Raw genomic sequence first — 24,318 nt, 5'->3', positions numbered from 1 at the left:
TCTTAAAATTGTACCAAACTTCATAGTAAAAATCTAAGTATTTTCTATGTCAATACACGCAAATAGACGCAAAAAAGAAAATATCACTTTACCCTCGTTCCTTTTAGTGTATAAGTACGCCTAGCCATCGTTTTAAGATGGTTATAACATCTTTTATTCAACAGAAACGTGCAAGGCGAATTTACGCTACTTCTCCCCTCCAACTACTGTCACTTAAATGAACGCTTTTATGTTACTCAAATATAAATAATACCCATAAAGTAATATGTCCAAGTTATATTTTTGCAAAAATGTCTATATGACGCATAAAAATTCAAAGTCTGTTGGTTGCAAATTTGAGTATTAATTAGTAAAAATACGCTTTTGCAACTGAATTTAATTGTGTTTTTGACGTTTTAGAATAAAAATACACTTTCCTTCCTAAGATATTTCTGTATAATTAACTTATGTAACAAAAAGGGGGATAAAATGAATATGTTCACATTGGGGTCAACATTATCTAGCCAAGTCAACCCAGATTGGCAAACGTACATTATGATAGCATTATATTTTATTATTTTACTTGGTATTGGTTATTACGGTTATAAGCAAGCTACGAGTAACCTAAGTGAGTACATGTTAGGTGGCCGTAATATCGGTCCTTGGGTGACAGCGCTTTCAGCCGGTGCATCTGACATGAGCGGTTGGATGATTATGGGGTTGCCGGGTGAAGTTTATTCAACTGGTCTTTCCGCAGCATGGTTATCTATCGGTTTAACACTTGGTGCATGGATTAACTACTTACTTGTGGCACCACGATTGCGTTTACATACTGAAATCGCAGGTGATGCGATTACATTACCTGACTTTTTCAAAAATCGCTTAGATGATAAATCTAACCTTATTAAAATTATTTCTGGTGGGATTATTGTCGTCTTTTTCACATTGTATACACACGCAGGATTCGTATCCGGCGGAAAGTTGTTTGATAGCGCCTTCGGTTTAGACTATCGCTTTGGATTATTACTTGTCGCTGTTATCGTCATTGCCTATACATTTTTTGGCGGTTACCTTGCGGTATCTATTACAGACTTTTTCCAAGGTGTTATTATGTTAATCGCCATGATTATGGTACCTCTCGTTGTGCTTTTAAAACTCAACGGCTTAGATACGTTCCATACCGTTGCTGAACTAAAGCCAACAAACTTAGATTTATTTCGAGGAACAACTGTAATTGGCATTATTTCATTTTTCGCATGGGGCTTAGGATATTTCGGGCAACCTCATATTTTAGTGCGTTTTATGTCTATCCGTTCGATAAAACTACTCCCTTTCACAAGACGCATTGGTATTACTTGGATGGCAGTCGGATTGATTGGCGCTGTTTTAGTAGGTTTATTAGGCATCGCCTTTGTTCCTGCTCAAGGTGTAGAAATTCAAGATCCTGAAACACTCTTTATTTTGATGGGGCAAGTACTCTTCCATCCGCTCGTTGGTGGATTTCTACTGGCAGCCATTTTAGCAGCAATTATGAGCACAATTTCTTCACAGTTGCTCGTCACTTCTAGTTCATTAACTGAAGACTTTTATAAGTTAATCCGTGGCGATAAAGCAGATACTAAAAAACATGAAAAAGAATTTGTTTTAGTAGGCCGCTTATCCGTTATTTTAGTAGCAATTGTAGCCATTGCAATCGCTTGGTCGCCAAATAATACAATTCTTAACTTGGTAGGTAACGCGTGGGCAGGATTTGGTGCTGCCTTTGGACCACTTGTTATTTTGTCACTTTACTGGAAAAATTTAACAAGAACTGGTGCGATTAGCGGTATGATGGCCGGAGCCATTACTGTGCTTTTATGGATTGTGTTCGCTCATCCACTTGGTGAAAAGTATGAAATTTTCACTTTATATGAAATTGTACCAGGATTTATTATGAGTTTACTCGTTACTGTCATCGTATCTAAATTTACGAAAAAACCAGATGCTTTTGTTATTGACGAAATGAACGAAGTGAAAAGACGTTTAGAATTAAACGAATAATCTTGATGCGTAAAGCATAGTGTCTGAACGATGTTAAAGCGATGGGATAAGACAGAAATCAGCTTGATTTCATTGTCTTGTCCCATCGTTTTTTCTTTGTTTTACTATGTTTTAACTGTATCCGCCTTTTCTAGCAATGATATGATACTATCGTAACTATTTCTCCACATAAAAAATAACGGTTAGCGCATTTTTCACCAACCGTTAAAAACAAATTTGTTAGAAAGTCGTCATCTTTCTTTGAAATCTTATTTTTTCTTATAACGTCATTTAATTAATTGTTATAAATATGAACTTGCGGTTCTTTATCGTCTTTTGTTTTGGTAATCAATGCACGTGAAGCATTGCCATCTTTAATGTGAATTTCATATTCTTCAACTTTACCAAAATCTTTTTCAGCAAGCTGTGTCACATATTGCGTTATTCCGATTAATTCAGCTTTACCATAATAATCAATCGGTAAATCTATTGACAGTGATTGAAGCTTTTTATCTTTAAATTTCGCTTTTCCTACTGCTTGTGTGAAATTTGTGAAATACGCTTGTAAATTATCATTGAAATCACGGAAGTTCGCATTAATTTGTTCATTCAAATCTGACGCTTCACTAGAAGGAACAAGCACCGTTTGTTCGTTGACTTTATTCCATTCTTTGAGCTTCGCCCCATTTTCTTCAGAGGTTGCATAACTCACGAATGAACCTGGTATAATTTGATCTTTTCCTGATTGCATATAAATAGCAAATGTAATCGGAATATCTTTCAACTTATCATTTTCACGTAGTCTTGATAGCATTTCTTCAGCCATCTCTTGACCTTGTTGCTCTACTTTTTTCTTATCTAAATTAACGCTAAACGTCTCTCCATATTTTTCTTTTTGATAATAATACACTTGATTCATCGCAAGACCAATTGTGAGACCTTTTATATCTTTGCCTTCCGTATCGCCATTATCATAAAAATTTTGTTCTAAAATGTTAGATAGCACTTGTGGCGTATTTTTAGCAATTTTTTCTTCTTTCTTTTCTCCATTCACTGAAGGATTTAATCCTAAGTTTTCTGAAGCCTGATGCGTATCTTTCTCTTTGTCACTCATCTTATCCAATTCAGTTTTACTTAGTTTTGGTTTTAAATAAGCTTGAATGGTCTTTTTATCTAAAAATTGCCCATCTTGATATAAAAATTCATCAGTAGGATAAACTTCTTTACTTATTTCCAATAAACCAGATTCGAAATCTTCACCGTTAAAATTGTTGGACATGTTTTCTTGCGTTAAGCCACGGGCTTGACTTTCTTTAAATGGCAAAATCGTACGATAGTTTTCCCCTTGAACATTTTTATCTGTCACAATTCTTTTTACATCATTTGTCTTTTCAGAAGATGTATCTTGAGAGGACTGACTATCATCATTATTGGGACCACATGAAGCTAACGCAAGCGAAAGTCCCACCACGATCAAAATCCTTTTTTTCATAGGCTATCTCCTCTTTAATTGATTTCTTTTTGCTTATCAATAAAGTCTTGCTCATTCCAAATCGGTGTACCTAAAGTCTCTGCTTTGGTTAATTTTGAACCTGCATCTTTTCCAGCAATGACAAGATCAGTCGATTTCGTCACACTGCTTGTCACTTTGGCGCCTTGAAGCTTTAGCCAATTAGATGCTTCAGTGCGTGTCATTTGTTCTAATTTACCAGTCAGTACAATGGTTTTCCCTTGGAAATCTGGATGTCCTGTAATTTCTGTTGTTTTTTGTCCGGTAAACGTCATATTCACATGTTGTGCTTTTAATTTTTCAATGAGTTTACGGATATCTTCGTTACCCATATACGTAACAAAAGATTGAGCTACTTTTTCACCTACGTCATAAATTTCAATGAGCTCCGCTTCAGTAACCGTCATTAAGCGTTCTATCGTTTCGTATTTTTCAGCAAGTACATGACTTGCTTTTACTCCTAAGTGACGAATTCCAAGGCCAAATAACAAGTGTTCTAAAGATTGAGATTTAGATTTTTCTATAGCTCGGATTAAATTATCAGCCTTTTTTTCACCCATGCGTTCAAGTGGTAACAAATCATCTTTAGCAAGGTAAAATATATCGGCGACATCTTTAATAAGATGATTATAATAAAGCTGTTCAATAATCTTAGTTCCTAATCCATCAATGTTCATTGCCTGTCTTGAAACAAAATGTTTCAAACCTTCCACAAGTTGTGCCTGACATTTTGGATTAATACAACGCAATGCGACTTCACCTTCTATGCGAACTAGTTCATGATCACAACTTGGACAATGTGTTGGCATATGATATGTTTCTGTATGCTCTGGTCGACGATCAAGAATGACCCGTACAACTTCTGGTATAATGTCTCCAGCTTTTTTCACTACAACTTGATCTCCGATACGGATATCTCGCTCATGAATTAAATCTTCATTATGAAGGGACGCTCTAGAAACCGTAGTTCCAGCTACATGTACAGGCTCTAGAATCGCAGTAGGTGTAACAACGCCTGTACGCCCTATACTTAATTCAATATCTTGCAATGTTGTCACGACTTCTTCTGCCGGGAATTTATAAGCAATTGCCCATCTTGGTGATTTTTGGGTAAATCCCATTGTTTCTTGATGCTCAATTGCATTGACTTTAATGACAATACCATCAATATCATAGCTCAAATGCTCTCGTTTTGCTGTCCAAGCTTCAATATACGCTAAAATATCTTCAATTGATTTTGCTACGATACGTTCTGGGTTTGTTTTAAATCCAAGTTGGTCTAATTCTGTTAAAGCTTCACTTTGAGACGTCGCATCAAGTTCAGTAAAATCATTAATGCTGTATAGAAAAATATCTAATTTACGTGCAGCTGCGAGTTTCGAATCAAGTTGGCGCAATGACCCTGCGGCAGCATTTCTTGGATTCGCAAAAGGTTGCTCTCCCTTTTTTTCTTTCGTCTCATTTAATTTTAAAAATGATTTTCGGGGCATATAAGCTTCGCCACGAACTTCAAATGAAATAGGTTTTTGTAACACTAATGGTATCGCATGAATCGTCTTTAAATTTTCCGTGATGTCCTCCCCCGTTGTACCATCTCCTCGTGTAAGCCCTTGGACAAAACGGCCATTTTCATATTTCAGTGATACTGCTAATCCGTCAATTTTCAATTCGCACATGTATTCGACTTCACCTACACTGTCTCTCACACGTTCATCAAAACGACGTAAATCCATTTCGTTAAAAGCGTTCCCTAGACTTAACATTGGTGTATCATGACGCACTTTTTCAAAAGTAGATTGTGCTTCTCCACCTACTCGAACAGTCGGTGAATCTGAAGTTTTGAGTTGCGGATGTTCCGTTTCAATCTCTATTAATTCGTGTAAAAGTTTGTCATATTCACTATCCGGAACACTAGGATTATCCATGACATAATATTCATAGTTGTATTGATGTAAACGCTCATGTAATAGTTGAACACGCGCTTTTAATTGTGTCATTTAGTCCTCCCCCTTCTTCTCAATTGGAGCAAATTGTGCAAGTAAACGCTTAGGTCCTTGAGATTTGAAAATAATATCCAATTCGACAGAGCCATTTTTTTCACTCACATTAGATACCATACCCTCTCCCCAACTTTTATGCGTCACTTTATCTCCAACTTTCCACTCTGATGTAGAAGGTTGCTTCTGATTCACAACTGTACGTTGACTGAATCCACGTTTTGGCGCTTGGCGTTGACGACCTATTGACGTTGGTTTCTGACGTTCTGGCAGTTCAAGTAAGTCGTCTGGTATTTCATTTAAGAAACGAGAACGCGGGTTAGATTGACTACGACCGTATAAGGTACGAGAAGAAGCGTGTGTTAAATACAATTCTTCTTCTGCTCGTGTTATAGCAACGTAACTGATGCGACGCTCTTCTTCCATTTCATGGTCCCCATCACTTTTGATTGCACGAATATGCGGGAAAATGGATTCTTCTAGGCCAATGATGAAAACAACTGGATACTCGAGCCCTTTTGCAGAATGCATCGTCATTAGCGTTACACCATCTTCTAAATTTGCTTCATCTACATCAGCCACTAAAGATAAATCTGTTAAGAAATTAATTAGCGATTGTTCTTCAATCGGCGTATTTTTTTCATAGTCTTTAGGTACCGACATAAATTCATCGATATTTTCTAAACGGCTACGTGCTTCTAAAGTTTGTTCACGCTCAAGCATTTCACGATATCCTGTTTTAACAAGCACCTCTTCAACAATATCACTGATTTCTAAAAACTCTTGTTCTTTCATCAAATGATTCATGAGTTGATAAAATTCAGATGCTGCTTGTGTCACTTTTTTGGATAAGCCAATAAAATCAACTTCAGCAAGTGCTTCAAACATACTAATATTGTTCGAAGCTGCATAAGATGCAATCTTATCAACAGAAGAAGGGCCAATGCCGCGCTTTGGCACATTAATGACACGTTGTAGACTAATATCATCTGAACTGTTAGCAATTAAACGTAAATAACTCAAAACATCTTTAATTTCTTTGCGATCATAGAACTTTTGGCCCCCTACCATCACATAAGGTAAATTTGATTTTAAAAATGTTTCTTCAAGCACACGAGATTGGGCATTTGTACGGTATAATACCGCGATATCTTTTAACTTTCTTCCTTTCTTTTGTTGTTTAAAAATCTCCCTTACAACATACTCACATTCATCTCGTTCACTAAAAGCTTCATAGTATTTGATTTTTTCACCCTGATCATTTGCCGTCCATAAGCCTTTAGGTTTACGCTCAGTATTATTTCTAATTACTTCATTGGCTGCATTTAAAATCGTCTTTGTAGAACGATAATTTTGCTCTAAAAAGATAGTTTTTGCATTTGGATAATCTTCTTCAAATGATAAAATGTTCTGAATGTCAGCACCACGCCAACCATAAATAGACTGATCTGAATCTCCCACTACACATAGGTTTTTGAATTTTTGAGCCATTAGGTTAACAAGCGTGTATTGCGCTTTGTTCGTATCTTGGTACTCGTCTACATGTATGTATTGAAATTTATTTTGATAATAATCTAACACCTCTGGCACGCGTTCAAATAATTTAATTGTCGTCATAATTAAATCATCAAAGTCTAAAGCTTGATTTCGAACGAGTTGCATTTGGTAGCCTTCATACACTTTTGCTACCATTTGCGTAAAATAATCATTAGCTGATGCTAAAGCATCTTGTGGTGTTTTTAATTCATTTTTCAAATTGCTTATCGCACCAATAAACATACGTGGTTCATAGCGTTTAGGATCAATGTTTTCACGTTTTAAAACGTCTTTAATTACAGATTTTTGGTCTGTTGGATCTATAATCGTAAAGTTACGTTCGATACCAATACGATCTGCATCACGACGAAGAATACGTACACACATAGAGTGAAATGTAGACATCCAAATGACTTCCGCCTCTTCTCCTACTAATGCTTGCACACGCATTTTCATTTCTTTAGCAGCCTTATTAGTAAATGTTATTGCTAAAATGTTGTAAGGAGATACATCTTTTTCATCTAATAAATACGCAATTCGGTGCGTTAATACACGTGTTTTACCTGACCCTGCACCTGCCATAATTAAAAGCGGTCCCTCCGTTGTACGCACCGCTTCACTTTGCTCCGTATTCATATTTTTTACAAGTGGATTCATTATGTTCTCTCCTTTATTTTAGTCGTCTTAATCGCTTTTTTAATATCTTCATACACCAAATCCCCTACAACGAGTGTATCTGCAATATCAGCAATTTTTTTAGCGGTTTCAAAACTGTCTATATCACCGCCATAAAATAACTGTGTCGTTGAAAGTAAAGCCTGAGCAGCACGCAACTCCTCAATTTGACCTTGTGTTCCGCGATAATCTAAATAAAATACAGGGAATCGATACATTTCATTTGCCATTTGCGCATAAGCCTCTATATCTTCTATCGAAAGTTGCGTTTTTGCTTTCGTATATTGTGCCACTTTACTTTCTGGATTTCGTACGACATAGCCTTCAAAAATCATCTCTTCAAAATGAATCATATGGCCATAAGTTTTTAATATTTCATGCAGCTGACCGTTATGATATTTCACATCTTTACTGTTGAGTATCGATGGCACAAAATAAAAGTCAAATCCTGGTACAGTGCTTTCTATATTTGAAATCTCTAAAGCAAGGGGTAATGGATAACGCCTCACTCGGCTCATAAGATGTAACACATTGTCTTCTGTCATATTGTCTTCTCCGCCAATAACAATTGCATCTGTGTCAGACATACAAAGTGTTTCTAAATCTGTATCAGAAATTGGTTTTGCTGGATCTAATTTAAAGACATGACGCCACTGTTTAATATCATACATGACCTTTTACTCCTTTAAATATCATAGCATATATTATAGCATTTTTAGGGGCGATATTCTAAGATTGGGCTACGAGATTTCGTTGAAAAAACATAAAAAAAGCAAGTGTGAAATAAGTATCTAATACTCATATCATCTCCTTGCTTTAAATCCCTTTGTTATTGTTTCGTTTCAATATCCATTCGTTCTAAAATCATCGTATATGCATCATTTCCCCATTGTAAAGAGCGTTTAACTCGAGAAATCGTAGCAGTTGATGCGCCAGACTCCGCTTCTATTGTTGCGTATGTGTAGCCTTGTTTAATCATCTTTGCAACTTGTAAACGTTGTGATAACGATTGAAGCTCGTTAACAGTACATAAATCATCGAAAAATTGATAACATTCCTCGCGCGTTTCTAATGTCAAGATTGCATCAAACAATTCATTTAATGCGGTTCCACGTAATTTTTCAATTTGCATGATATACAACCCCTATATTTTTATGTTTAAGGATATTTTAACGAATTAATACATTAAAGTGTAGTATTTTTATGCTAGACCTACTCTTTTAAATATTGTATCAACTTGATTCAAGTGATGTCTAGGGTCAAAACATGCATTCAATTCCTCTTCTGAAAGTTTATCAGTAATTTTGGAATCTGCTTCAACCAATTCTCTAAATGGCGTTTTAGATGCCCATGATTCCATCGCTTTAGGTTGAACCGTATCATACGCTTCTTCACGTACCATTCCTTTATCAATTAAGGCAAGCAGTACACGTTGAGAATAAATTAATCCGAATGTTTTTTCCATATTCTCAGTCATATTTTCTTCATAAACCGTTAAACGATCAACAATATTTGTGAAGCGATTCAGCGCATAGTCTAGTGCAATCGTCACATCTGGTAACATAATGCGCTCTGCAGACGAATGTGAAATATCACGTTCATGCCATAATGCCACATTTTCATAAGCTGTTGTAATATATCCACGAATGACACGTGCAATACCTGTAATATTTTCAGAACCGATAGGATTACGTTTATGCGGCATTGCAGATGAACCTTTTTGTCCTTTAGCGAATGCTTCTTCTACTTCACGCGTTTCAGTTTTTTGTAGATTTCTAATTTCTACTGCAAATTTTTCAAGTGATGTTGCAATCAAACTTAACGTCGCAATGTAATACGCATGACGATCACGCTGTAACGTTTGTGTTGATATTGGTGCTGCCCCAATACCTAAATGTTTACATACATATGCTTCTATTTCAGGTGGAATGTTCGCAAAAGTACCTACAGCCCCACTCATTTTTCCGACTTCAATTTCTTCACGTACACGCTTAAAACGTTCTAGATTACGTTGCATTTCGGCATACCAAAGTGCCATTTTCAATCCAAATGTAGTTGGTTCAGCATGAACACCATGCGTGCGTCCCATCATTAATGTGTTTTTATACTTTTTAGCTTTATTTGCTAGGACTTCAATAAAACGTTCTAAATCTTTTTCGATAATGTCATTTGCTTGTTTCACTTGATAACTTAACGCTGTATCTACAACATCTGTTGACGTTAAGCCATAATGTACCCATTTACGTTCCTCTCCTAAAGTTTCAGATACTTGACGAGTAAACGCAACGACATCATGACGTGTTTCTAATTCAATTTCTTTGGCACGCTCCACATCTACGCGAGCATTTTCACGTATTTTTTGAACATCTTCTTTTGGGATGTAACCTAATTCACTCCATGCTTCACAAGCTAAAATTTCAACTTCTAACCATGCTTCGTATCGGTTTTGGTCTGTCCAAATCGTTGACATTTCTTCTCTTGAATAACGTTCGATCATTATAAAATCTCCTAACTTATTTTTGGTATGCTAATTTTCAAAATATCCTTTGCGTTAATCACATTATAGCAAATGGACATTATATGTACATTATCTATATAAACAGATATATCGTTCGGAATCAATCCATTTATTCATTTTCTATCATTATTTTTTGTTTTTTAAACCTCTATTCACGAACATAATAAATCATACTGACTTAAAAGTTCGCATTTAAAAAGACGCTTGTCCATAATAAAATGATACAAAACGTCTTTTGTGGCTTCTATTAATTTGTGTTTCATTTATGATAAAGATGACAACCTGACATGTCCACATTTTAAATAAATAAGTTCAACTATAGCAAGCTTTCTACCACACCTTTCTATTTATTCTGTACTTATTTTCTTACCTGTGAAGATAATATCTTGTTTTAATACTTCTATGCTGCCATCTTTATTTTCCTTAAATACAGGTTTTTCAAATCTTTTAATAGGCATATATCCCGCTTCTCGCATACGTGTCAAACAGTCTTGAATTGTTTCTCCATCTTCAACTTTGAATTTCATCAGTATCATACGCCTTTACTTTTTTACTACGAACACCTTTAACCCAAAACCCACCATGAATGTTACGTGGTTCATAGGCAATTACAAACGCTTTAGGGTCTAGCGCTTTAATCGTGTCCATTAATTTTAACTCATATCGTTTAGGCGTTAGTATTTGCATAACGAGACGATCGCCATCTCGTCCATGTGCTGCAAAGTGCGTAACGCCATAACCTAAATCTCTAAGCTGTCTAGGTAAATCCAATTCATAATCCGCTGTCGTCACATTTACTACTGAATAGCCTAACGCTAATTTTTCTTCAATTTTCATACCTACAATGATACCAACAGAAAAACCTAAAGCGTATGCGATAACATTTTGAAATTGATCTAAACCTGACATTACCATTCCGAGCCCGATCACATAGACTAACACTTCCACAAAGCTCAGTGCAGCCGCAAAATATCTGTAACCTTTTAACGTCAAGATAAGTCGCATTGTTAACGCTGTGACGTAAGCAACATTGATTAAAAATATCGCCAATAACATTAACATAGGGTTATCATTTATTACATTCATAACTTACCTCACTTCTAAAAATTTAGCTCATTGTATCAAGGATACATTGAATTGTCATCAAAATTTTTTATTTGGGCCAAGTAAATCTCGTGTATGCGAGTTCTCTTTTGTGCGCATTTTTAACATAAAGCGCCTCGATTTTTTGGGCAGAAGCCTCCGAAATGGTTTTTCCTTCTAAGTAATCATCAATCTCGTTATACGTCACACCTAACGCTTCTTCATCCGGTAATTGCGGTTTATCGTCTTCTAAATCAGCTGTTGGTGTTTTTTCATATAAGCGTGGGGGTGCAGCCAAATGTTGTAAAAGTTGTCGCCCTTGTCTTTTATTCAATCCGAATATCGGTGCTATATCTGCCGCACCATCACCATATTTTGTGAAAAATCCAGTTACATTTTCTGCTGAATGGTCCGTACCAAGCACAATACCACTAGTATTTGCAGCAATAGAAAATTGCACTTTCATTCTTTCACGCGCTTTTTCGTTACCTTTTTGAAAGTCCGTTAATGTGATACCTGCATCTTTTAATGCAGCGACACTTTGATCTACTGCAGGTTTAATATTAACCGTGACGATTTGATCAGGTTGAATAAATTTAAGCGCTTGTTCCACTTCATCTGCATCTTTTTGTACGCCATATGGTAATTTTACAGCGATGAATTTGTACTGTTTATCCCCGCTTGCATTTAATTCATTTACTGCAAGTTGCGTCAATTTCCCTACTAAAGTAGAGTCTTGTCCACCAGAAATTCCTAACACTAATGTATGAATAAATGTATGGGAGCTTACATATTCTTTAATAAAATGTTTAATAGCTTCTATCGTTTGTTGTACATCAATCTCAGGTTGTACTTTCATTTCATTTACTATGATGGCTTGCATTTTATTCATGTTCTTCCTCCATTTCTTTAACATGTTCTGCTACTTCAAAAATACGACGCTGTTTATTTTCCCAACATGCTGTGCTTAAATCAACAGGATATTCTTCTGGGTTAAGGTAGCGCTTATTTTCATCCCACAGCAATTCTAAATTGCTTTGTAAAAAGCGTTGTGCTTCTTTTTCACTCGGCAATTCATAAACACATTTACCATTAATAAAGATGTCTTGGTGTAAATCAACTGCTTTAAAATGTTTAATGTATTTCATTTTATAAGTATGAATAGGATGAAACATTTTAAGTTTCTTCTCTTCATTAGGGTTTTCTTGTTCTAAAGTAATATAGTCTCCTTCAGATTTATTTGTTCTCGTATTGATAATACGATAGACGCGTTTTTTTCCAGGTGTCGTCACTTTTTCAGCATTATTAGAAAGTTTAATGCGATCTACAAGTTGTCCGTGATCATCTTCTACTGCCACCATTTTATAAACTGCACCTAGCGCTGGTTGTTGGTAGGCTGTAATTAATTTAGTTCCTACGCCCCAACTGTCGACTTCTGCACCTTGTGCTTTCAAATTCGAAATCGTTTCTTCATCAAGATCATTAGATGCGATGATTTTAGCATCTTTAAAGCCTGTTTCATCCAACATTTTACGCGCTTCTTTAGAAAGATACGCAATGTCTCCAGAATCTAGCCTAATACCAATAAAATTAATTTTATCTCCCAATTCTTTTGCTACACGAATTGCATTCGGTACACCTGATTTAAGCGTATGGAACGTATCAACTAAAAATACGCAATTTTTATGACGCTCTGCATATTTTTTGAATGCGATATATTCATCACCATACGTTTGAACGAACGCATGCGCATGTGTACCTGAAACTGGAATATTAAATAATTTTCCAGCTCTTACATTACTCGTTGAATCGAAACCTCCTATAATCGCTGCTCTTGCTCCCCAAACTGCGGCATCAAGCTCATGTGCACGTCGTGTCCCAAATTCCATTAAAGTATCGTGCGGCGCCACTTGCTTTATTCTGCTTGCTTTAGTCGTAATTAGTGTTTGAAAGTTAATAATGTTTAATAAAGTCGTTTCGATAAGTTGCGCTTGTATTAAAGGTGCTTCTACACGTAGCAGTGGTTCATTGCCAAAGCATAATTCTCCTTCTTCCATGGCACGAATATTGCCTGTAAATTTAAGTTTTTTCAAATAATGAAGAAAATCATCTGCATAGCCAATATCTTTTAAATAAGCTAAGTCTGATTCAGAAAAATGTAAATGCTCAATAAAATCAATCACTCTTTTTAATCCGTTAAATACTGCATAGCCACTTTCAAATGGCATCTTTCTAAAATACAAATCAAAAACGGCATTGCGTTCATGAATCCCATCATTCCAATAAGATTCAGCCATATTTATTTGATACAAATCATTGTGTAGCATTAAACTGTCGTCCTTGTATTGATACATAGTATTTCTCCTCGTCCTTTTATTTATACCTCTATGATATAACACGTTTAGCCTTTGTTTTCCACTTTTAATAAGAACATCGACAAAAATATGACAATTCATGCTTAATTTCAATAAATTTTCATTTTTACATTATAATCTATAATGAGGTGGTATGATGATAGAAGAAGCGATATCTTTTATAACGCAATTTTACGAAGAAACAAACCAATCGAGCACGAAACGGAACGAACGTTTAAAAGCCATTAAACAAGAAATAATCGAAAAAGGGTATTATCGTCATACAAAAGAAGAGCTCACTTTCGGTGCAAGACTGGCGTGGAGAAATTCAAATCGCTGTATCGGAAGATTATTTTGGGAAAGTTTAAAAGTGCAAGATGCACGAGACATACAAAATGAAGCAGAATTTCTTAACGCGATTACTTCACATGTTGAAAATGCAACAAATGGCGGGAGAATTATACCTTACATTACAATCTTTGCACCTTCCTTTGAAGCGCCACCTAAGATTTATAACAACCAACTTATTCGATATGCCGGCTATGAAAAGATCGGCGACCCTTCTGAAAAAAGTGTCACACACCTCGCAGAACATTTAGGTTGGCGCGGAGATCATACAAATTTTGACGTTCTACCATTAATATACCAATTTCCTAATCATCCTATTCGATATTATGAATATCCAAAATCTTTAATTTTAGAAGTGCCTATCCGACATTCTGAGTTCCCTAAAATTGAGCAACTCAACTTAAAGTGGTATGCCGTTCCTATCATTTCAAATATGGATTTAAAGATTGGTGGTATCACATATCCTACCGCACCTTTTAACGGATGGTATATGGTGAATGAAATTGCTGTTCGAAATTATTTAGACAGCTTCCGTTATAACTTGATGGAACCTTTAGCTCAAGCCATGAACTTTTCAAACTTAAAAAATAGTTCCTTCAATAAAGATCGGGTTTTAGTAGAGATTAATGATGCGGTTTATCAATCTTTTAAAAATACAGGCGTCTCTATGGTAGATCATTTAACTGCTGCCAAACAGTTTGAAAAATTTGAAGCTACAGAACATGCACATCATCGAAAAGTCACCGGAAAATGGTCATGGCTCGCACCGCCACTTTCGCCGACACTTACAGCGAATTATCATCACGGTTATGATAATACAATGCACGAAACGAACTTCTATTATAAGAAAAACGAATCGAGTGGGTGTCCTTTTCACTAGAATTGTGTAAAATGGGGACAAACGACCGATTCGAGGTGAGGCTATGTCTTTATATTATTTAGGACCAAAAGGAACTTTTTCTTACTTGGCTGCATTAAAATACCAAGCTCATCCTGATACTTTCATTCCAAAAGAAAATTTATACGAAGTAGTGACATCATTAAAAACGGATGCTTCGTCACAAGCTATCGTTCCAATTGAGAATTCAATAGAAGGTACTATAAATGTAGTCGCAGATAGTTTAGTTGAACATCCTTTAACTGTCATCAAAGAAATCCACTTAGATGTTGAATTTTCTCTTTACGGGCAAAGTGGAATGACTTTAGAAGACGTCAAACACGTCTATTCCATTGGCCCAGCCATTAGCCAAACGCAAAAATTTATACATCGTCACCAATTGAGCTATACGTACTCACAAAGTACGGTAGATGCTTTACAATTTATTAATTCATATACGGCTGCAATAGCCCCTAAAGGGAGTGGGGAAGCATATGACTACGTCCCACTCGTGAATAACATTGAGGACTATCCTCATAATGTCACTCGTTTCTTAGTACTCTCAAACCATCCAGTGATACATCAACAAGGCAACCAATGCTTATTGCTTATCACACCCTCACAAGATAAACCCGGGTTACTTGCAAGTATTTTAAACACATTTGCTTTATTCAATGTAAACTTAAGTTGGATTGAATCAAGGCCATTAAAAACGCAACTAGGTAGATATCGTTTCTTCGTTCAAGCGGATTATCCTAATGAAAACGTTATGAATAAAGTTACAACAATACTACAAACCCTTGACTTTGAAATTCGCAACTTAGGAAGATTTAATTAAAATAGAGCGGACAGGCAAAATCGATTTGATTTCGCTCGTCCGCTCTCCATTTTTAGCGTTCTCTTTTTCTTTAATCACACAATACGTCTTCTACATCTGTTTGTTTAATTGAAGGTATATTTTCGTTTTGTAATAAACATACATGTTGTACGCCTGTTAATTGAATCGGATGGTTTGCACCTATAAATGTATTTTTTAGAATCGAAATATGTTGATGCGGTGCTTGTTTGTGACTTCTAATATGCAAAGTGTCTAATGTTTGACAGCCTTGAATTGTATTGTTCATAAATGTGAGGCCTTTACCTCCCTCTTTCATTGCAATGCTTCCGTCAAATGAATACATATGCTTCCCTTTATATACGCCAAGATACCTTAATGCACCGGCACAATTTAAAAATATATTATTGGCGATAAACATATTTTTTGATTTTAAAGGTGTTAACGCGTAGTCTTTCGTACCTTCAAACGTATTATCTTGAATGACGATATTTTCGTAAAAATGGAATAAACGAGTTGCATGAGAACCTATTGCTCTATTCCAAGGTCCCATTTCTCCTTCATTTGAATTACCAAAATAGCATCGTTCTATAATAACATTTTTCGTAATAGTACCGTCATTAATGCCGAATTTGGGGAAAGCACCTTCTATAAATAAATCTAATTGAATCGCTTCCGAAAACGAACGGTCACCGACGTAATCAACAAACCCTAAAAAGCGACAGTCATGAATGTGCACACCATCAAGTCCACATGCATCGATACCATGTCCCCCTACTATATTTTTGAATGTAACGTGTGCGACTTCAATCTCACGTGCATGACCAAGACACATCGCCGTATTATTGAATGGATATTGATTGCCATTCATATCAAATGTGCCACCTTCAATTTTAATATGTCCGTTACCTTCATAACGATAATATTTTTTTCGACTAGAACCATTTTTCAATAAAGCATCTCGACCTTTTCTTAATAACACCGCTTTGTCATCTAATTTCAAAGTCGTATTTCCATAAATTTTCAAAGCTTTTGAAATATGGTAAACCCCTTCTGGAATATAAACAGTTCCTCCACCATTTCTAGCTACCACATTTAATGCACGTTGTATACCAAATGTATCTTTCCATTTATTTTTTGTTTTTGCACCAAAATCTCTAACATTTTTTAACATAGGTCTAGTATCCTTTCATATTTGCGTTATACTATAAACATCTCTTGTTACAGATAGTATACCCAATTTTTAGGAGGACATTATGTCAAAGAAAGCATTAATTATTGTTGACTATTCCAATGACTTTATTTCAGACACTGGAAAATTAACTTGCGGAAAATCTGGTCAAGCCATTGAAGGTTTTATTGTTGATCGTATTAAGCATTATCACGAGGCAAAAGAAAACATATTTTTTATGATGGATTTACACTTTGAAAATGATCCAACTCATCCAGAGTCTAAAAGTTTTCCTCCACACAACATTATCGGAACTGAAGGGAGAAATTTATATGGCCGCGTAGGCTCAATTTTTAACGACATCCAACATGATGAACATGTATTTTTTATAGATAAACGCCGTTACGATTCTTTCTTTGGAACACCTTTGGACACCCTATTACGAGAAAGAAAAGTAGATACTTTAGAAATCGTAGGCGTATGTACTGATATTTGTGTATTACACACGGCTTCAACTGCTTATAATTTAAATTATCAATTAATTATCCCTAAAAAAGGGGTTGCGACTTTTAATCCTCAAGGTCATGAATGGGCACTTACCCACTTCAAAAACACATTAGGCGCAACGGTGGAATAAAACCTGAGTACCATGCTAAAATATTTAATAAATCAATAGTTAAAAAATAAGGAGTTTGAAATATGACAACATATATTTTTGGACATCAAAATCCAGATACGGACGCAATAACATCAGCTATTATTATGGCAGACTTTGAACAATCACATGGAAACAAAGAAGCAAAAGCATATCGCCTAGGTGACGTAGCACCAGAAACACAATATGCTTTAAATTACTTTAATGTTGAAGCACCAGAGCTTTTATCAGACGACTTAACAGGCAAAGATGTTATTTTAGTTGACCACAACGAATTCCAACAAAGTGCAAAAACAATCGAAAATGCCAATGTAAAGCACGTCATTGACCATCATCGTATTGCTAACTTTGAAACAGCTGGGCCACTATACTACCGTGCTGAACCAGTAGGTTGTACAGCTACAATTCTTTACAAAATGTACAATGAACGCGGTTATGAAATTAAACCAGAAATCGCTGGACTCATGATTTCAGCAATTGTTTCTGATAGTCTTTTATTTAAATCACCTACATGTACAGAACAAGATGTAAATGCTGCGCGTGCATTAGCACGTATCGCAAATGTTGACGTTGATCAATATGGATTAGACATGTTAAAAGCAGGCGCATCTACTAAAGATAGCACTGAAAAAGAACTACTCAACAAAGACGCAAAATCATTCAATATTGGTGAAAATGTTGTGCGTATTGCTCAAGTTAATACGGTAGACATTGATGAAGTATTGGAACGTCAAGAAGCGTTTGAAAATGCAATGAACCAAGAAACTGCTGAACAAAATTATACGTCATTTATTTTAGTAGTCACTGACATTTTAAATAGTAACTCTAAAATTTTAGTGACAGGTGCTAATACAGATAAAATCGCAAGTGCATTTAATACGACATTAGAAAATAACACAGCCTTTTTACCTGGCGTAGTATCTCGTAAAAAACAAGTCGTTCCTCAAGTTACAGAAGCATTATCATAATACGAATTGAAGGTGAAAATATGCCAGTAACAGTAAACGAAGGTACAAATAAATTTTTTGTTGGTGAAAATGAACATGCTCCTAAAGCCGAAATAACGTATTATTTTGTAAGCAATGATACGATCGATGTCAATCATACGTTTGTAGAACCAAGTTTGAGAGGTAGTGGCGTCGCAAAGCAATTGTTTGATGCTGTCATTCAAAAAGCAAAAGATGAAAATTTGAAAATCATCCCTTCTTGTTCATATGCACGTGTACAATTCGAGCGAGATGATTCCCTATCGTATTTAAGAAAAAGATAAATAATTTGTTACATGTGGCAATGAGATTGGGACAGAAGCATTGAAGATTTAAACAGACTAAAATATGCTATCAGGACCAAAACTCATGATTCACCGTAATACACTCCTTACGAGGTTGAGACATATGTATGCTGGTTTGTCTCAACCTATTTTTTCAACCTAAAAATGAGGTGATAGTATTGGATTATCGATTGCTATTCGAAGCATCACAAAATTATTTTGATACTTTAGAGACACGCTCTATTGCCACTAGAAAACAAAAGCTTAAAACCTTAAAAAAGAGTATTAAAAAACATGAAAAAGCATTATTTGAAGCTTTAAAAGAAGATTTAGGAAAAAACTATGTAGAAGCTTTTGGTACCGAAATTGGTTATACCATTAATGTGATTAATCATTATCGTAAAAATTTAAAAAAATGGACTAAAAAACGTGCTGTTGAAACACCCTTTTTCTTATTTCCAGCAAAAAGTTTTATCGTAAAAGAGCCGTTAGGTACCGTACTCATTATCGGCCCTTTCAATTATCCTTTTCAGCTAGTTATGGAGCCATTGATTGGAGCAATTGCAGCTGGAAACACAGCCATTGTTAAACCTTCAGAACTGACACCTAATGTTTCTAATGTGATAGCAACGATTATCGAGGAAACATTTGAAAGTGACTATGTTTCTGTCGTTCAAGGTGGAAAAGCATGTCTCCAATCGTTATTACAATTACCTTTTAATCACATTTTTTTCACTGGAAGTACAAAAGTCGGGCAAATCGTCTATGAGTCTGCTGCTAAGCATTTGACCCCTGTCACATTGGAACTTGGTGGGAAATCGCCTACAATTATTGATAAAACGGCCAATTTAAAAGTTGCCAGTGAACGTATCTGTTTCGGCAAATTTATGAACTTAGGTCAAACATGTGTAGCGCCTGACTATGTGTTAATTGACGCAGCTATTAAAGAGGATTTTGTGCGTGCTATGAAGACTACAATTAAAGAATTTTATGGCGACAAACCAGCTGAAAGCGAAGACTTAGGTCGCATTGTGAGTCAGCAACATTTTGAACGGCTTTCTCGTTTATTAGATGTCCACCAATCAAACATCGTCATTGGTGGTTACCAAGACGCACAAACAAAATTAATTGAGCCTACAGTATTGGATGATATTCATCCTGATGACTTCATTATGCAAGAAGAAATCTTTGGCCCTATTTTGCCTATACTCACATATGAAACGCTAGATGAAGCACTAGCTTGGTTAAATACATTGCCGAAACCACTTGCATTGTATGTCTTTACAGAAGATGAAAATATATCTAATCGCGTCATAGAAATGTTGTCATTTGGAAGTGGCGCAATTAACGATACACTGCTCCAACTCGCTAATCCAAAGCTACCTTTTGGTGGTGTCGGTGCTTCAGGAATAGGGCGTTATCATGGGAAATACACTTTTGATACATTCTCACATGAGAAGCCATATATTTTCAAAACTACGAAACTCGAAACTGGCATTTTATTCCCTCCTTATAAGGGTAAGTTAAATGCGGTAAAACAATTTTTTACTAAAAGCAAATAACACAAATAAAGTCGAGAAGTTGAAAACACTTCTCGACTTTATTTTTAACTTTTAAATTTTTACTTTTTAAATTTAACACTAACGCCTTCTGCTGCGAAAGCATTATCATCACGTTTAATTAATGTGCCATGCTCCAAATCACGTTCAAATACTACGACGCGCGAATCATCTTCTTGATGTGCCACTACAAGATGTTGACCTGAAGGTGAAATATTGAAGTCGCGTGGAAATTCTCCACCTGTTGAAACGATGTCTACTAATTCTAGACGAGCACCTTCTTCTAAAATTTTAAAAATCGCAATGCTGTCATGTCCACGATTACTAATATATAAATATCTCTGATCTTCTGAAATACGAACCGCAGCCAATTTAGTAGGTTGTAAATAAGCTTCTGGAATTGTTAAATGACGTTCTATTTCTTTAAATTGTCCATCGTCATAAGCCATCACAACGACAGTATTCGACAACTCATTGACAATATAGGCATATTTACCAGTTATATGGTAAGCAATATGTCGAGGGCCGTCGCCTGGTTGCATAGTTGTACGATGTGCAACTTCCAAACCTTTTTGTCCGTAATGGTAAGAAACTAATAAATCTGCACCTAAATCAACTGCTACAACATACTTTTGTTCAGGTGTCACTTCTAAATAGTGTACATGCGATTGATCTTGACGACTTACATTAGGCCCCTTTGGATATTCATGATACACTTCTTCTATTAAGCGAACTACTTTTTGCGATTCAGCATCAAATTCATATATTCTTGCAATACCATCACCGTATACCGCTTCAAAAACAAACTGTCCATCTGGAGAGATTGAGACATAACATCCTGAACCCTTCAAAGACTCTAAACATTCTCCTGTTTTCTCCAATTGACCATCTTGCTTTATTTTAAATGATGCTACCCCACTATATTGGTCATTTTTAGTAATTGCTACAAGCGTATCTTCATAAATATCGAAATATGTGGATGCATTTAATTCATACGCTGTATCTATTTTAGAAATACAGCTTTTAGATTCATCTAATTCAAAACAATATAGTCCTGCACCCTCTTTTTTTGTATATGAGCCTATATAACCTTTTACAGTCATATGTATTCCTCCCTGTATATTTCAGTAACTTGGCTTTATTTTATCAAAGAATAACCACTTTAAGATACTAAGAAGATAAAATTTGTATTTCTCCCTGTTGTACTAACCATGGTTTTCCTGACGGCGTTAAGCCTTTCATGCCTTCAAAATACTTTCCTCCTAGCAACTCGAGTAAATGATTGGAACATAAATTACTAATACAGTACGTTCTTGAAGGATCAAAACGTTCATTGCGATACAAACGCTTCAATAATCTAGAAAAACCAAGTGCATTAGAAAATACAAACCATAAATCCGGGTCATTTTCTATAAAAGCACGTTCGAATTTCTTCATATTTTTACTTTCATCATTCCAAGTGACAATTTTAACAATATTTGTATAGCTACCACATGCATTAAGATATGTTTCTAACTGTGTTTTAAACTGTATTGCACTTGCCATCATTTGAGAATCTTGACTCACTCCTATCGTGATATTTCTAGCAAAAAGGTGTGCACCCAATATTTCTTTTATGAATGTTTGAGACACCACTTCATCTAAATGAGGATTCCCAAGTTGTCTATCTAATTGTTTAACTTGTTCAGCAGTTTGTTGATTTAACCGATACGATACTAATACGTTTTGATTTTGATACAAAATCATCACCCTATCTTTTATTTTGGTAACAACGTAACTCTGTTTGTGTAGACGAATAATTATGCAAGTGAACAATTTTTAAGACGAATAAAAAGACGAACACATCATAGTGTTCGTCTTTTCTTAACCTTGATTTGATTCAATATCAGAAATGATTTGTTTTGTTTTGTTTTCAATATCTTCAAAGTCTCTCTTAAACACAAATGCTAATACTGCAACACCAACACCTACAAGTACAGTCATTACAAGCATGATAGCAAAGAACGCTTTAAAGATTCCACCAATAAATTTACACATAAATGTTTCACCTCAAAATCCCAATGTTTATTCTATCTATGTAATATTATAACATAAATGTCATTCGTCAATAAACTTATACCCTTTTCTCATACGTTTATGCCTTAATATTCATATCGTCCAAGAAATATGTTACATTTAATACATCAACAGTATGAAAGAGGTTACGACAATGCCTTATATCTCATTTCTCAATTCTTGGAAGAATCATGACCTTAAACGCGTCACAGAAATGATTGATGATACGGTTGCCGCTTATTATATTAATGATTTGGGGGAGCCAATCGCTTTAAATAAAACCAGACTCATTCAATTATTAGCAACAAGAATGGCAGCTGTCGAAGCTGACCCTCACTCACAATGGAATTTCGAAATGATACATCGTGCGCATATACACGGTAATCAAATGATTATGTTTTATACGTACACGAATGAAAACCAAGATTATCAAAATACACCAAAAACACTCATCACACTAACATTTGGTGAATCTTCCAAGAATAATAATATTAATCAAATCAAATCCGTTTATATTACACCGAATGTAACTGATGTATGACAAAAAAGATTGTTACCCCTTGATACAATTGCCTCAAGTTTGTAACAATCTTTTTTTTCGTATGTGCCAGAGTTAACGATAAAAATTACGATATAACCATTGTTTTGCTATAATATATGGTTTCACCCACATGATTATCACTCCCTGAACAATGTTCTATAATTTTTAATTGAATATAATGTTATTATAAGCGTATAAAAAGTCAAATACAATTAACGATATATTACAACACCGTAACAAATTGTGTTAAATAGATTTCAGAAAGGACAGAAGTGTATGCAAGAGGTCAGTATAGATATTCAAACATTTGAAGGTAGCCATTATGATTACGGTGTACAAGTTGCTAAATGGATGCAACAAACGCAAATGTTAAAAAATAGAGAAAAAGAATGGAAAAAGCGTGTGCCTCGCTTTGACATTGATGTCCACGAAACCTATAAAGTATTCCAAGCTTTTGCTCCTGGTATTTGGGAAGAAATTAAAGGAATTCAAGATACTTTAAACCTCTCCACGAAACAAGCTATATTAAATTTTGCACATTATCGTTTCACTGATTTACCGGATAGCGGCTGTACGGTTTATATTGGTGACGACTATATGATTCGCAATTATGATTACCACCCCGCTACTTATGACGGACGCTATCAACTCTATCGTCCGACTGATGGTGGTTTTGCACAAATTGGACCAATGTCACGTACAACAGGACGCATGGACGGGATGAATGAACATGGGCTTGTTATGGCTTATAATTTTATGCATCGAAAAAAACCTGCCAACGGGTTTGTATGTTATATGGTTGGCCGTATTATATTAGAAACGTGTCGCAATGTAGCTGAAGGGGTTCAACTGCTAAAAACCATTCCTCATCGCAGTTCTTTTAGCTACATGTTACAAGAACAAACAGGTGCACATGCCATTGTTGAAGTTTCACCTCGAAGTGTGGATGTACGTTATGATCGCACGTGTACAAACCACTTCAAATTACTAACTCATGAAAATCGTAACTATATTAAAGAATCTGAAGAACGATTACAACGTTTAAATCTCAATTTGAATACTCCCTTAGAGCGTTTTGAAATTTTCAAGCGTTTTAACCAGCCTCACTATGGTGTTTATAGCAAATTATTTAAAAGTTGGAGTGGCACAATACATACGACAATGTATGACCCTAAAACATTGACTGCGTGGATAAGCTTAGGCGAAAATCAGTCTCCTACCGCTATTAATTTTCGCAGTTGGCTAGAAGGTCATCCTATCAAAACTACAAAACTGATCGGTAAGCTTGATACCGATATTCCTTTTGCATCAAAATAAAAGGTTAGGACGCTATAAC

At 35.5% G+C, this 24,318-nt stretch carries 23 protein-coding genes; 9 read left to right on the top strand and 14 right to left on the bottom strand.

Translation table 11 applies throughout. The features are described from left to right. The first annotated feature begins 474 nt into the window (after window positions 1-474). Window positions 475-2,019 carry a sodium/proline symporter PutP gene (putP, locus tag LN051_RS03820; protein WP_229293614.1) on the top strand — a complete coding sequence of 515 codons (1,545 nt, stop codon included), beginning with the start codon at window positions 475-477 and terminating at the stop codon, window positions 2,017-2,019. A 274-nt stretch (window positions 2,020-2,293) separates the two neighbouring features. Here putP and LN051_RS03815 read toward each other — a convergent pair whose 3' ends face one another. The 10 genes from LN051_RS03815 to LN051_RS03770 all read right to left on the bottom strand — a co-directional run bounded on the left by LN051_RS03815 (window position 2,294) and on the right by LN051_RS03770 (window position 13,671). Beyond that, window positions 2,294-3,490 carry a CamS family sex pheromone protein gene (locus LN051_RS03815; RefSeq protein ID WP_229293270.1) on the bottom strand — a complete coding sequence of 399 codons (1,197 nt, stop codon included), beginning with the start codon at window positions 3,488-3,490 and terminating at the stop codon, window positions 2,294-2,296. 14 nt (window positions 3,491-3,504) lie between these two features. After that, complete coding sequence (gene ligA, locus LN051_RS03810; RefSeq protein ID WP_229293269.1) at window positions 3,505-5,505, bottom strand: NAD-dependent DNA ligase LigA; 2,001 nt, start codon at window positions 5,503-5,505, stop codon at window positions 3,505-3,507. After that, window positions 5,506-7,698: a DNA helicase PcrA gene (gene pcrA, locus LN051_RS03805; RefSeq protein ID WP_229293268.1), complete on the bottom strand. Its 2,193-nt coding sequence runs from the start codon at window positions 7,696-7,698 to the stop codon at window positions 5,506-5,508. Then, the gene (gene pcrB, locus LN051_RS03800) at window positions 7,698-8,387 is read right to left on the bottom strand and encodes a heptaprenylglyceryl phosphate synthase (protein ID WP_229293267.1); all 690 of its coding nucleotides are present in this window, start codon (window positions 8,385-8,387) and stop codon (window positions 7,698-7,700) included. The genes pcrA and pcrB overlap by 1 nt, the downstream gene beginning before the upstream one ends. 158 nt (window positions 8,388-8,545) lie before the next feature. Next, window positions 8,546-8,848: a YerC/YecD family TrpR-related protein gene (locus LN051_RS03795; protein WP_229293266.1), complete on the bottom strand. Its 303-nt coding sequence runs from the start codon at window positions 8,846-8,848 to the stop codon at window positions 8,546-8,548. Window positions 8,849-8,917: 69 nt separating this feature from the next. Then, complete coding sequence (purB, locus tag LN051_RS03790) at window positions 8,918-10,213, bottom strand: adenylosuccinate lyase (protein WP_229293265.1); 1,296 nt, start codon at window positions 10,211-10,213, stop codon at window positions 8,918-8,920. Between the two features lie 368 nt (window positions 10,214-10,581). Then, window positions 10,582-10,761, bottom strand: coding sequence for an NETI motif-containing protein (locus LN051_RS03785; protein WP_229293264.1), 180 nt, complete (start codon window positions 10,759-10,761; stop codon window positions 10,582-10,584). After that, complete coding sequence (locus tag LN051_RS03780; protein ID WP_229293263.1) at window positions 10,745-11,320, bottom strand: DUF2179 domain-containing protein; 576 nt, start codon at window positions 11,318-11,320, stop codon at window positions 10,745-10,747. The genes LN051_RS03785 and LN051_RS03780 overlap by 17 nt, the downstream gene beginning before the upstream one ends. Before the next feature lie 67 nt (window positions 11,321-11,387). Continuing rightward, window positions 11,388-12,209, bottom strand: a complete 822-nt coding sequence (gene nadE / locus LN051_RS03775) for an ammonia-dependent NAD(+) synthetase (RefSeq protein ID WP_229293262.1) — start codon at window positions 12,207-12,209, stop codon at window positions 11,388-11,390. Next, a complete protein-coding gene (locus LN051_RS03770) occupies window positions 12,202-13,671 on the bottom strand; it encodes a nicotinate phosphoribosyltransferase (RefSeq protein ID WP_229293261.1) in 1,470 nt (489 codons plus the stop codon). Before LN051_RS03770 ends, nadE begins: the two co-directional genes overlap by 8 nt. Before the next feature lie 154 nt (window positions 13,672-13,825). Between LN051_RS03770 and LN051_RS03765 the strand changes: the two genes are divergently transcribed. Together LN051_RS03765 and LN051_RS03760 are read left to right on the top strand one after the other, a co-directional pair. Beyond that, complete coding sequence (locus tag LN051_RS03765; RefSeq protein WP_229293260.1) at window positions 13,826-14,899, top strand: nitric oxide synthase oxygenase; 1,074 nt, start codon at window positions 13,826-13,828, stop codon at window positions 14,897-14,899. A gap of 43 nt (window positions 14,900-14,942) precedes the next feature. After that, window positions 14,943-15,734, top strand: a complete 792-nt coding sequence (locus tag LN051_RS03760) for a prephenate dehydratase (protein ID WP_229293259.1) — start codon at window positions 14,943-14,945, stop codon at window positions 15,732-15,734. 70 nt (window positions 15,735-15,804) lie between these two features. Here the strand turns inward: LN051_RS03760 and LN051_RS03755 are convergent, their stop codons facing one another. After that, window positions 15,805-16,905, bottom strand: a complete 1,101-nt coding sequence (locus tag LN051_RS03755) for a glycosyl hydrolase family 28-related protein (protein WP_229293258.1) — start codon at window positions 16,903-16,905, stop codon at window positions 15,805-15,807. A gap of 82 nt (window positions 16,906-16,987) precedes the next feature. Here LN051_RS03755 and LN051_RS03750 point away from each other — a divergent pair, with 82 nt between their 5' ends. From LN051_RS03750 to LN051_RS03735, 4 genes are all read left to right on the top strand, one after another. After that, entirely contained in the window at window positions 16,988-17,539 is a 552-nt protein-coding gene (locus LN051_RS03750; protein ID WP_229293257.1) for a cysteine hydrolase family protein, read from the top strand. A 62-nt stretch (window positions 17,540-17,601) separates the two neighbouring features. Continuing rightward, window positions 17,602-18,525 (top strand): manganese-dependent inorganic pyrophosphatase, encoded by a 924-nt coding sequence (locus LN051_RS03745; protein ID WP_229293256.1) that lies wholly within the window; start codon window positions 17,602-17,604, stop codon window positions 18,523-18,525. Between the two features lie 20 nt (window positions 18,526-18,545). Next, the gene (locus LN051_RS03740) at window positions 18,546-18,827 is read left to right on the top strand and encodes a GNAT family N-acetyltransferase (RefSeq protein WP_229293255.1); all 282 of its coding nucleotides are present in this window, start codon (window positions 18,546-18,548) and stop codon (window positions 18,825-18,827) included. 179 nt (window positions 18,828-19,006) lie between these two features. Further along, on the top strand, window positions 19,007-20,389 hold the full coding sequence (locus tag LN051_RS03735) for an aldehyde dehydrogenase (RefSeq protein WP_420853990.1): 1,383 nt from the start codon (window positions 19,007-19,009) through the stop codon (window positions 20,387-20,389). 59 nt (window positions 20,390-20,448) lie between these two features. Here the strand turns inward: LN051_RS03735 and pglS are convergent, their stop codons facing one another. The 3 genes from pglS to LN051_RS03720 all read right to left on the bottom strand — a co-directional run bounded on the left by pglS (window position 20,449) and on the right by LN051_RS03720 (window position 22,423). Further along, a complete protein-coding gene (gene pglS, locus LN051_RS03730; protein WP_229293253.1) occupies window positions 20,449-21,489 on the bottom strand; it encodes a 6-phosphogluconolactonase in 1,041 nt (346 codons plus the stop codon). Between the two features lie 67 nt (window positions 21,490-21,556). Then, a complete protein-coding gene (locus tag LN051_RS03725; RefSeq protein ID WP_229293252.1) occupies window positions 21,557-22,132 on the bottom strand; it encodes a hypothetical protein in 576 nt (191 codons plus the stop codon). Between the two features lie 117 nt (window positions 22,133-22,249). Further along, window positions 22,250-22,423, bottom strand: coding sequence for a hypothetical protein (locus LN051_RS03720; RefSeq protein ID WP_229293251.1), 174 nt, complete (start codon window positions 22,421-22,423; stop codon window positions 22,250-22,252). 154 nt (window positions 22,424-22,577) lie between these two features. On the opposite strand from LN051_RS03720, the gene LN051_RS03715 reads away from it, so the two are divergent. Next, the gene (locus tag LN051_RS03715; protein ID WP_229293250.1) at window positions 22,578-22,982 is read left to right on the top strand and encodes a hypothetical protein; all 405 of its coding nucleotides are present in this window, start codon (window positions 22,578-22,580) and stop codon (window positions 22,980-22,982) included. Between the two features lie 276 nt (window positions 22,983-23,258). Next, window positions 23,259-24,299, top strand: a complete 1,041-nt coding sequence (locus LN051_RS03710; protein ID WP_229293249.1) for a C45 family autoproteolytic acyltransferase/hydrolase — start codon at window positions 23,259-23,261, stop codon at window positions 24,297-24,299. Window positions 24,300-24,318 lie beyond the last annotated feature (19 nt).

It is taken from the genome of Staphylococcus ratti, from assembly GCF_020883535.1.
GTDB classification, from domain to species: Bacteria; Bacillota; Bacilli; order Staphylococcales; family Staphylococcaceae; genus Staphylococcus; species Staphylococcus ratti.
Note: the sequence above shows the minus strand (reverse complement) of the source record. Positions and strands in the feature narration are given on the sequence as shown.

What these genes read in the sequence shown, in the direction of transcription:
- ligA (WP_229293269.1), bottom strand. Translation starts at nt 5,505, where the DNA reads ATGACACAATTAAAAGCGCGTGTTCAACTATTACATGAGCGTTTACAT.
- LN051_RS03725 (WP_229293252.1), bottom strand. Translation starts at nt 22,132, where the DNA reads ATGATTTTGTATCAAAATCAAAACGTATTAGTATCGTATCGGTTAAAT.
- LN051_RS03720 (WP_229293251.1), bottom strand. Translation starts at nt 22,423, where the DNA reads ATGTGTAAATTTATTGGTGGAATCTTTAAAGCGTTCTTTGCTATCATG.
- pcrA (WP_229293268.1), bottom strand. Translation starts at nt 7,698, where the DNA reads ATGAATCCACTTGTAAAAAATATGAATACGGAGCAAAGTGAAGCGGTG.
- nadE (WP_229293262.1), bottom strand. Translation starts at nt 12,209, where the DNA reads ATGAATAAAATGCAAGCCATCATAGTAAATGAAATGAAAGTACAACCT.
- purB (WP_229293265.1), bottom strand. Translation starts at nt 10,213, where the DNA reads ATGATCGAACGTTATTCAAGAGAAGAAATGTCAACGATTTGGACAGAC.
- LN051_RS03750 (WP_229293257.1), top strand. Translation starts at nt 16,988, where the DNA reads ATGTCAAAGAAAGCATTAATTATTGTTGACTATTCCAATGACTTTATT.
- LN051_RS03760 (WP_229293259.1), top strand. Translation starts at nt 14,943, where the DNA reads ATGTCTTTATATTATTTAGGACCAAAAGGAACTTTTTCTTACTTGGCT.
- LN051_RS03785 (WP_229293264.1), bottom strand. Translation starts at nt 10,761, where the DNA reads ATGAAATTCAAAGTTGAAGATGGAGAAACAATTCAAGACTGTTTGACA.
- LN051_RS03745 (WP_229293256.1), top strand. Translation starts at nt 17,602, where the DNA reads ATGACAACATATATTTTTGGACATCAAAATCCAGATACGGACGCAATA.
- pglS (WP_229293253.1), bottom strand. Translation starts at nt 21,489, where the DNA reads ATGACTGTAAAAGGTTATATAGGCTCATATACAAAAAAAGAGGGTGCA.
- LN051_RS03780 (WP_229293263.1), bottom strand. Translation starts at nt 11,320, where the DNA reads ATGAATGTAATAAATGATAACCCTATGTTAATGTTATTGGCGATATTT.
- LN051_RS03770 (WP_229293261.1), bottom strand. Translation starts at nt 13,671, where the DNA reads ATGTATCAATACAAGGACGACAGTTTAATGCTACACAATGATTTGTAT.
- LN051_RS03740 (WP_229293255.1), top strand. Translation starts at nt 18,546, where the DNA reads ATGCCAGTAACAGTAAACGAAGGTACAAATAAATTTTTTGTTGGTGAA.
- LN051_RS03755 (WP_229293258.1), bottom strand. Translation starts at nt 16,905, where the DNA reads ATGTTAAAAAATGTTAGAGATTTTGGTGCAAAAACAAAAAATAAATGG.
- LN051_RS03815 (WP_229293270.1), bottom strand. Translation starts at nt 3,490, where the DNA reads ATGAAAAAAAGGATTTTGATCGTGGTGGGACTTTCGCTTGCGTTAGCT.
- LN051_RS03715 (WP_229293250.1), top strand. Translation starts at nt 22,578, where the DNA reads ATGAAAGAGGTTACGACAATGCCTTATATCTCATTTCTCAATTCTTGG.
- LN051_RS03795 (WP_229293266.1), bottom strand. Translation starts at nt 8,848, where the DNA reads ATGCAAATTGAAAAATTACGTGGAACCGCATTAAATGAATTGTTTGAT.
- putP (WP_229293614.1), top strand. Translation starts at nt 475, where the DNA reads ATGTTCACATTGGGGTCAACATTATCTAGCCAAGTCAACCCAGATTGG.
- LN051_RS03710 (WP_229293249.1), top strand. Translation starts at nt 23,259, where the DNA reads ATGCAAGAGGTCAGTATAGATATTCAAACATTTGAAGGTAGCCATTAT.
- LN051_RS03765 (WP_229293260.1), top strand. Translation starts at nt 13,826, where the DNA reads ATGATGATAGAAGAAGCGATATCTTTTATAACGCAATTTTACGAAGAA.
- pcrB (WP_229293267.1), bottom strand. Translation starts at nt 8,387, where the DNA reads ATGTATGATATTAAACAGTGGCGTCATGTCTTTAAATTAGATCCAGCA.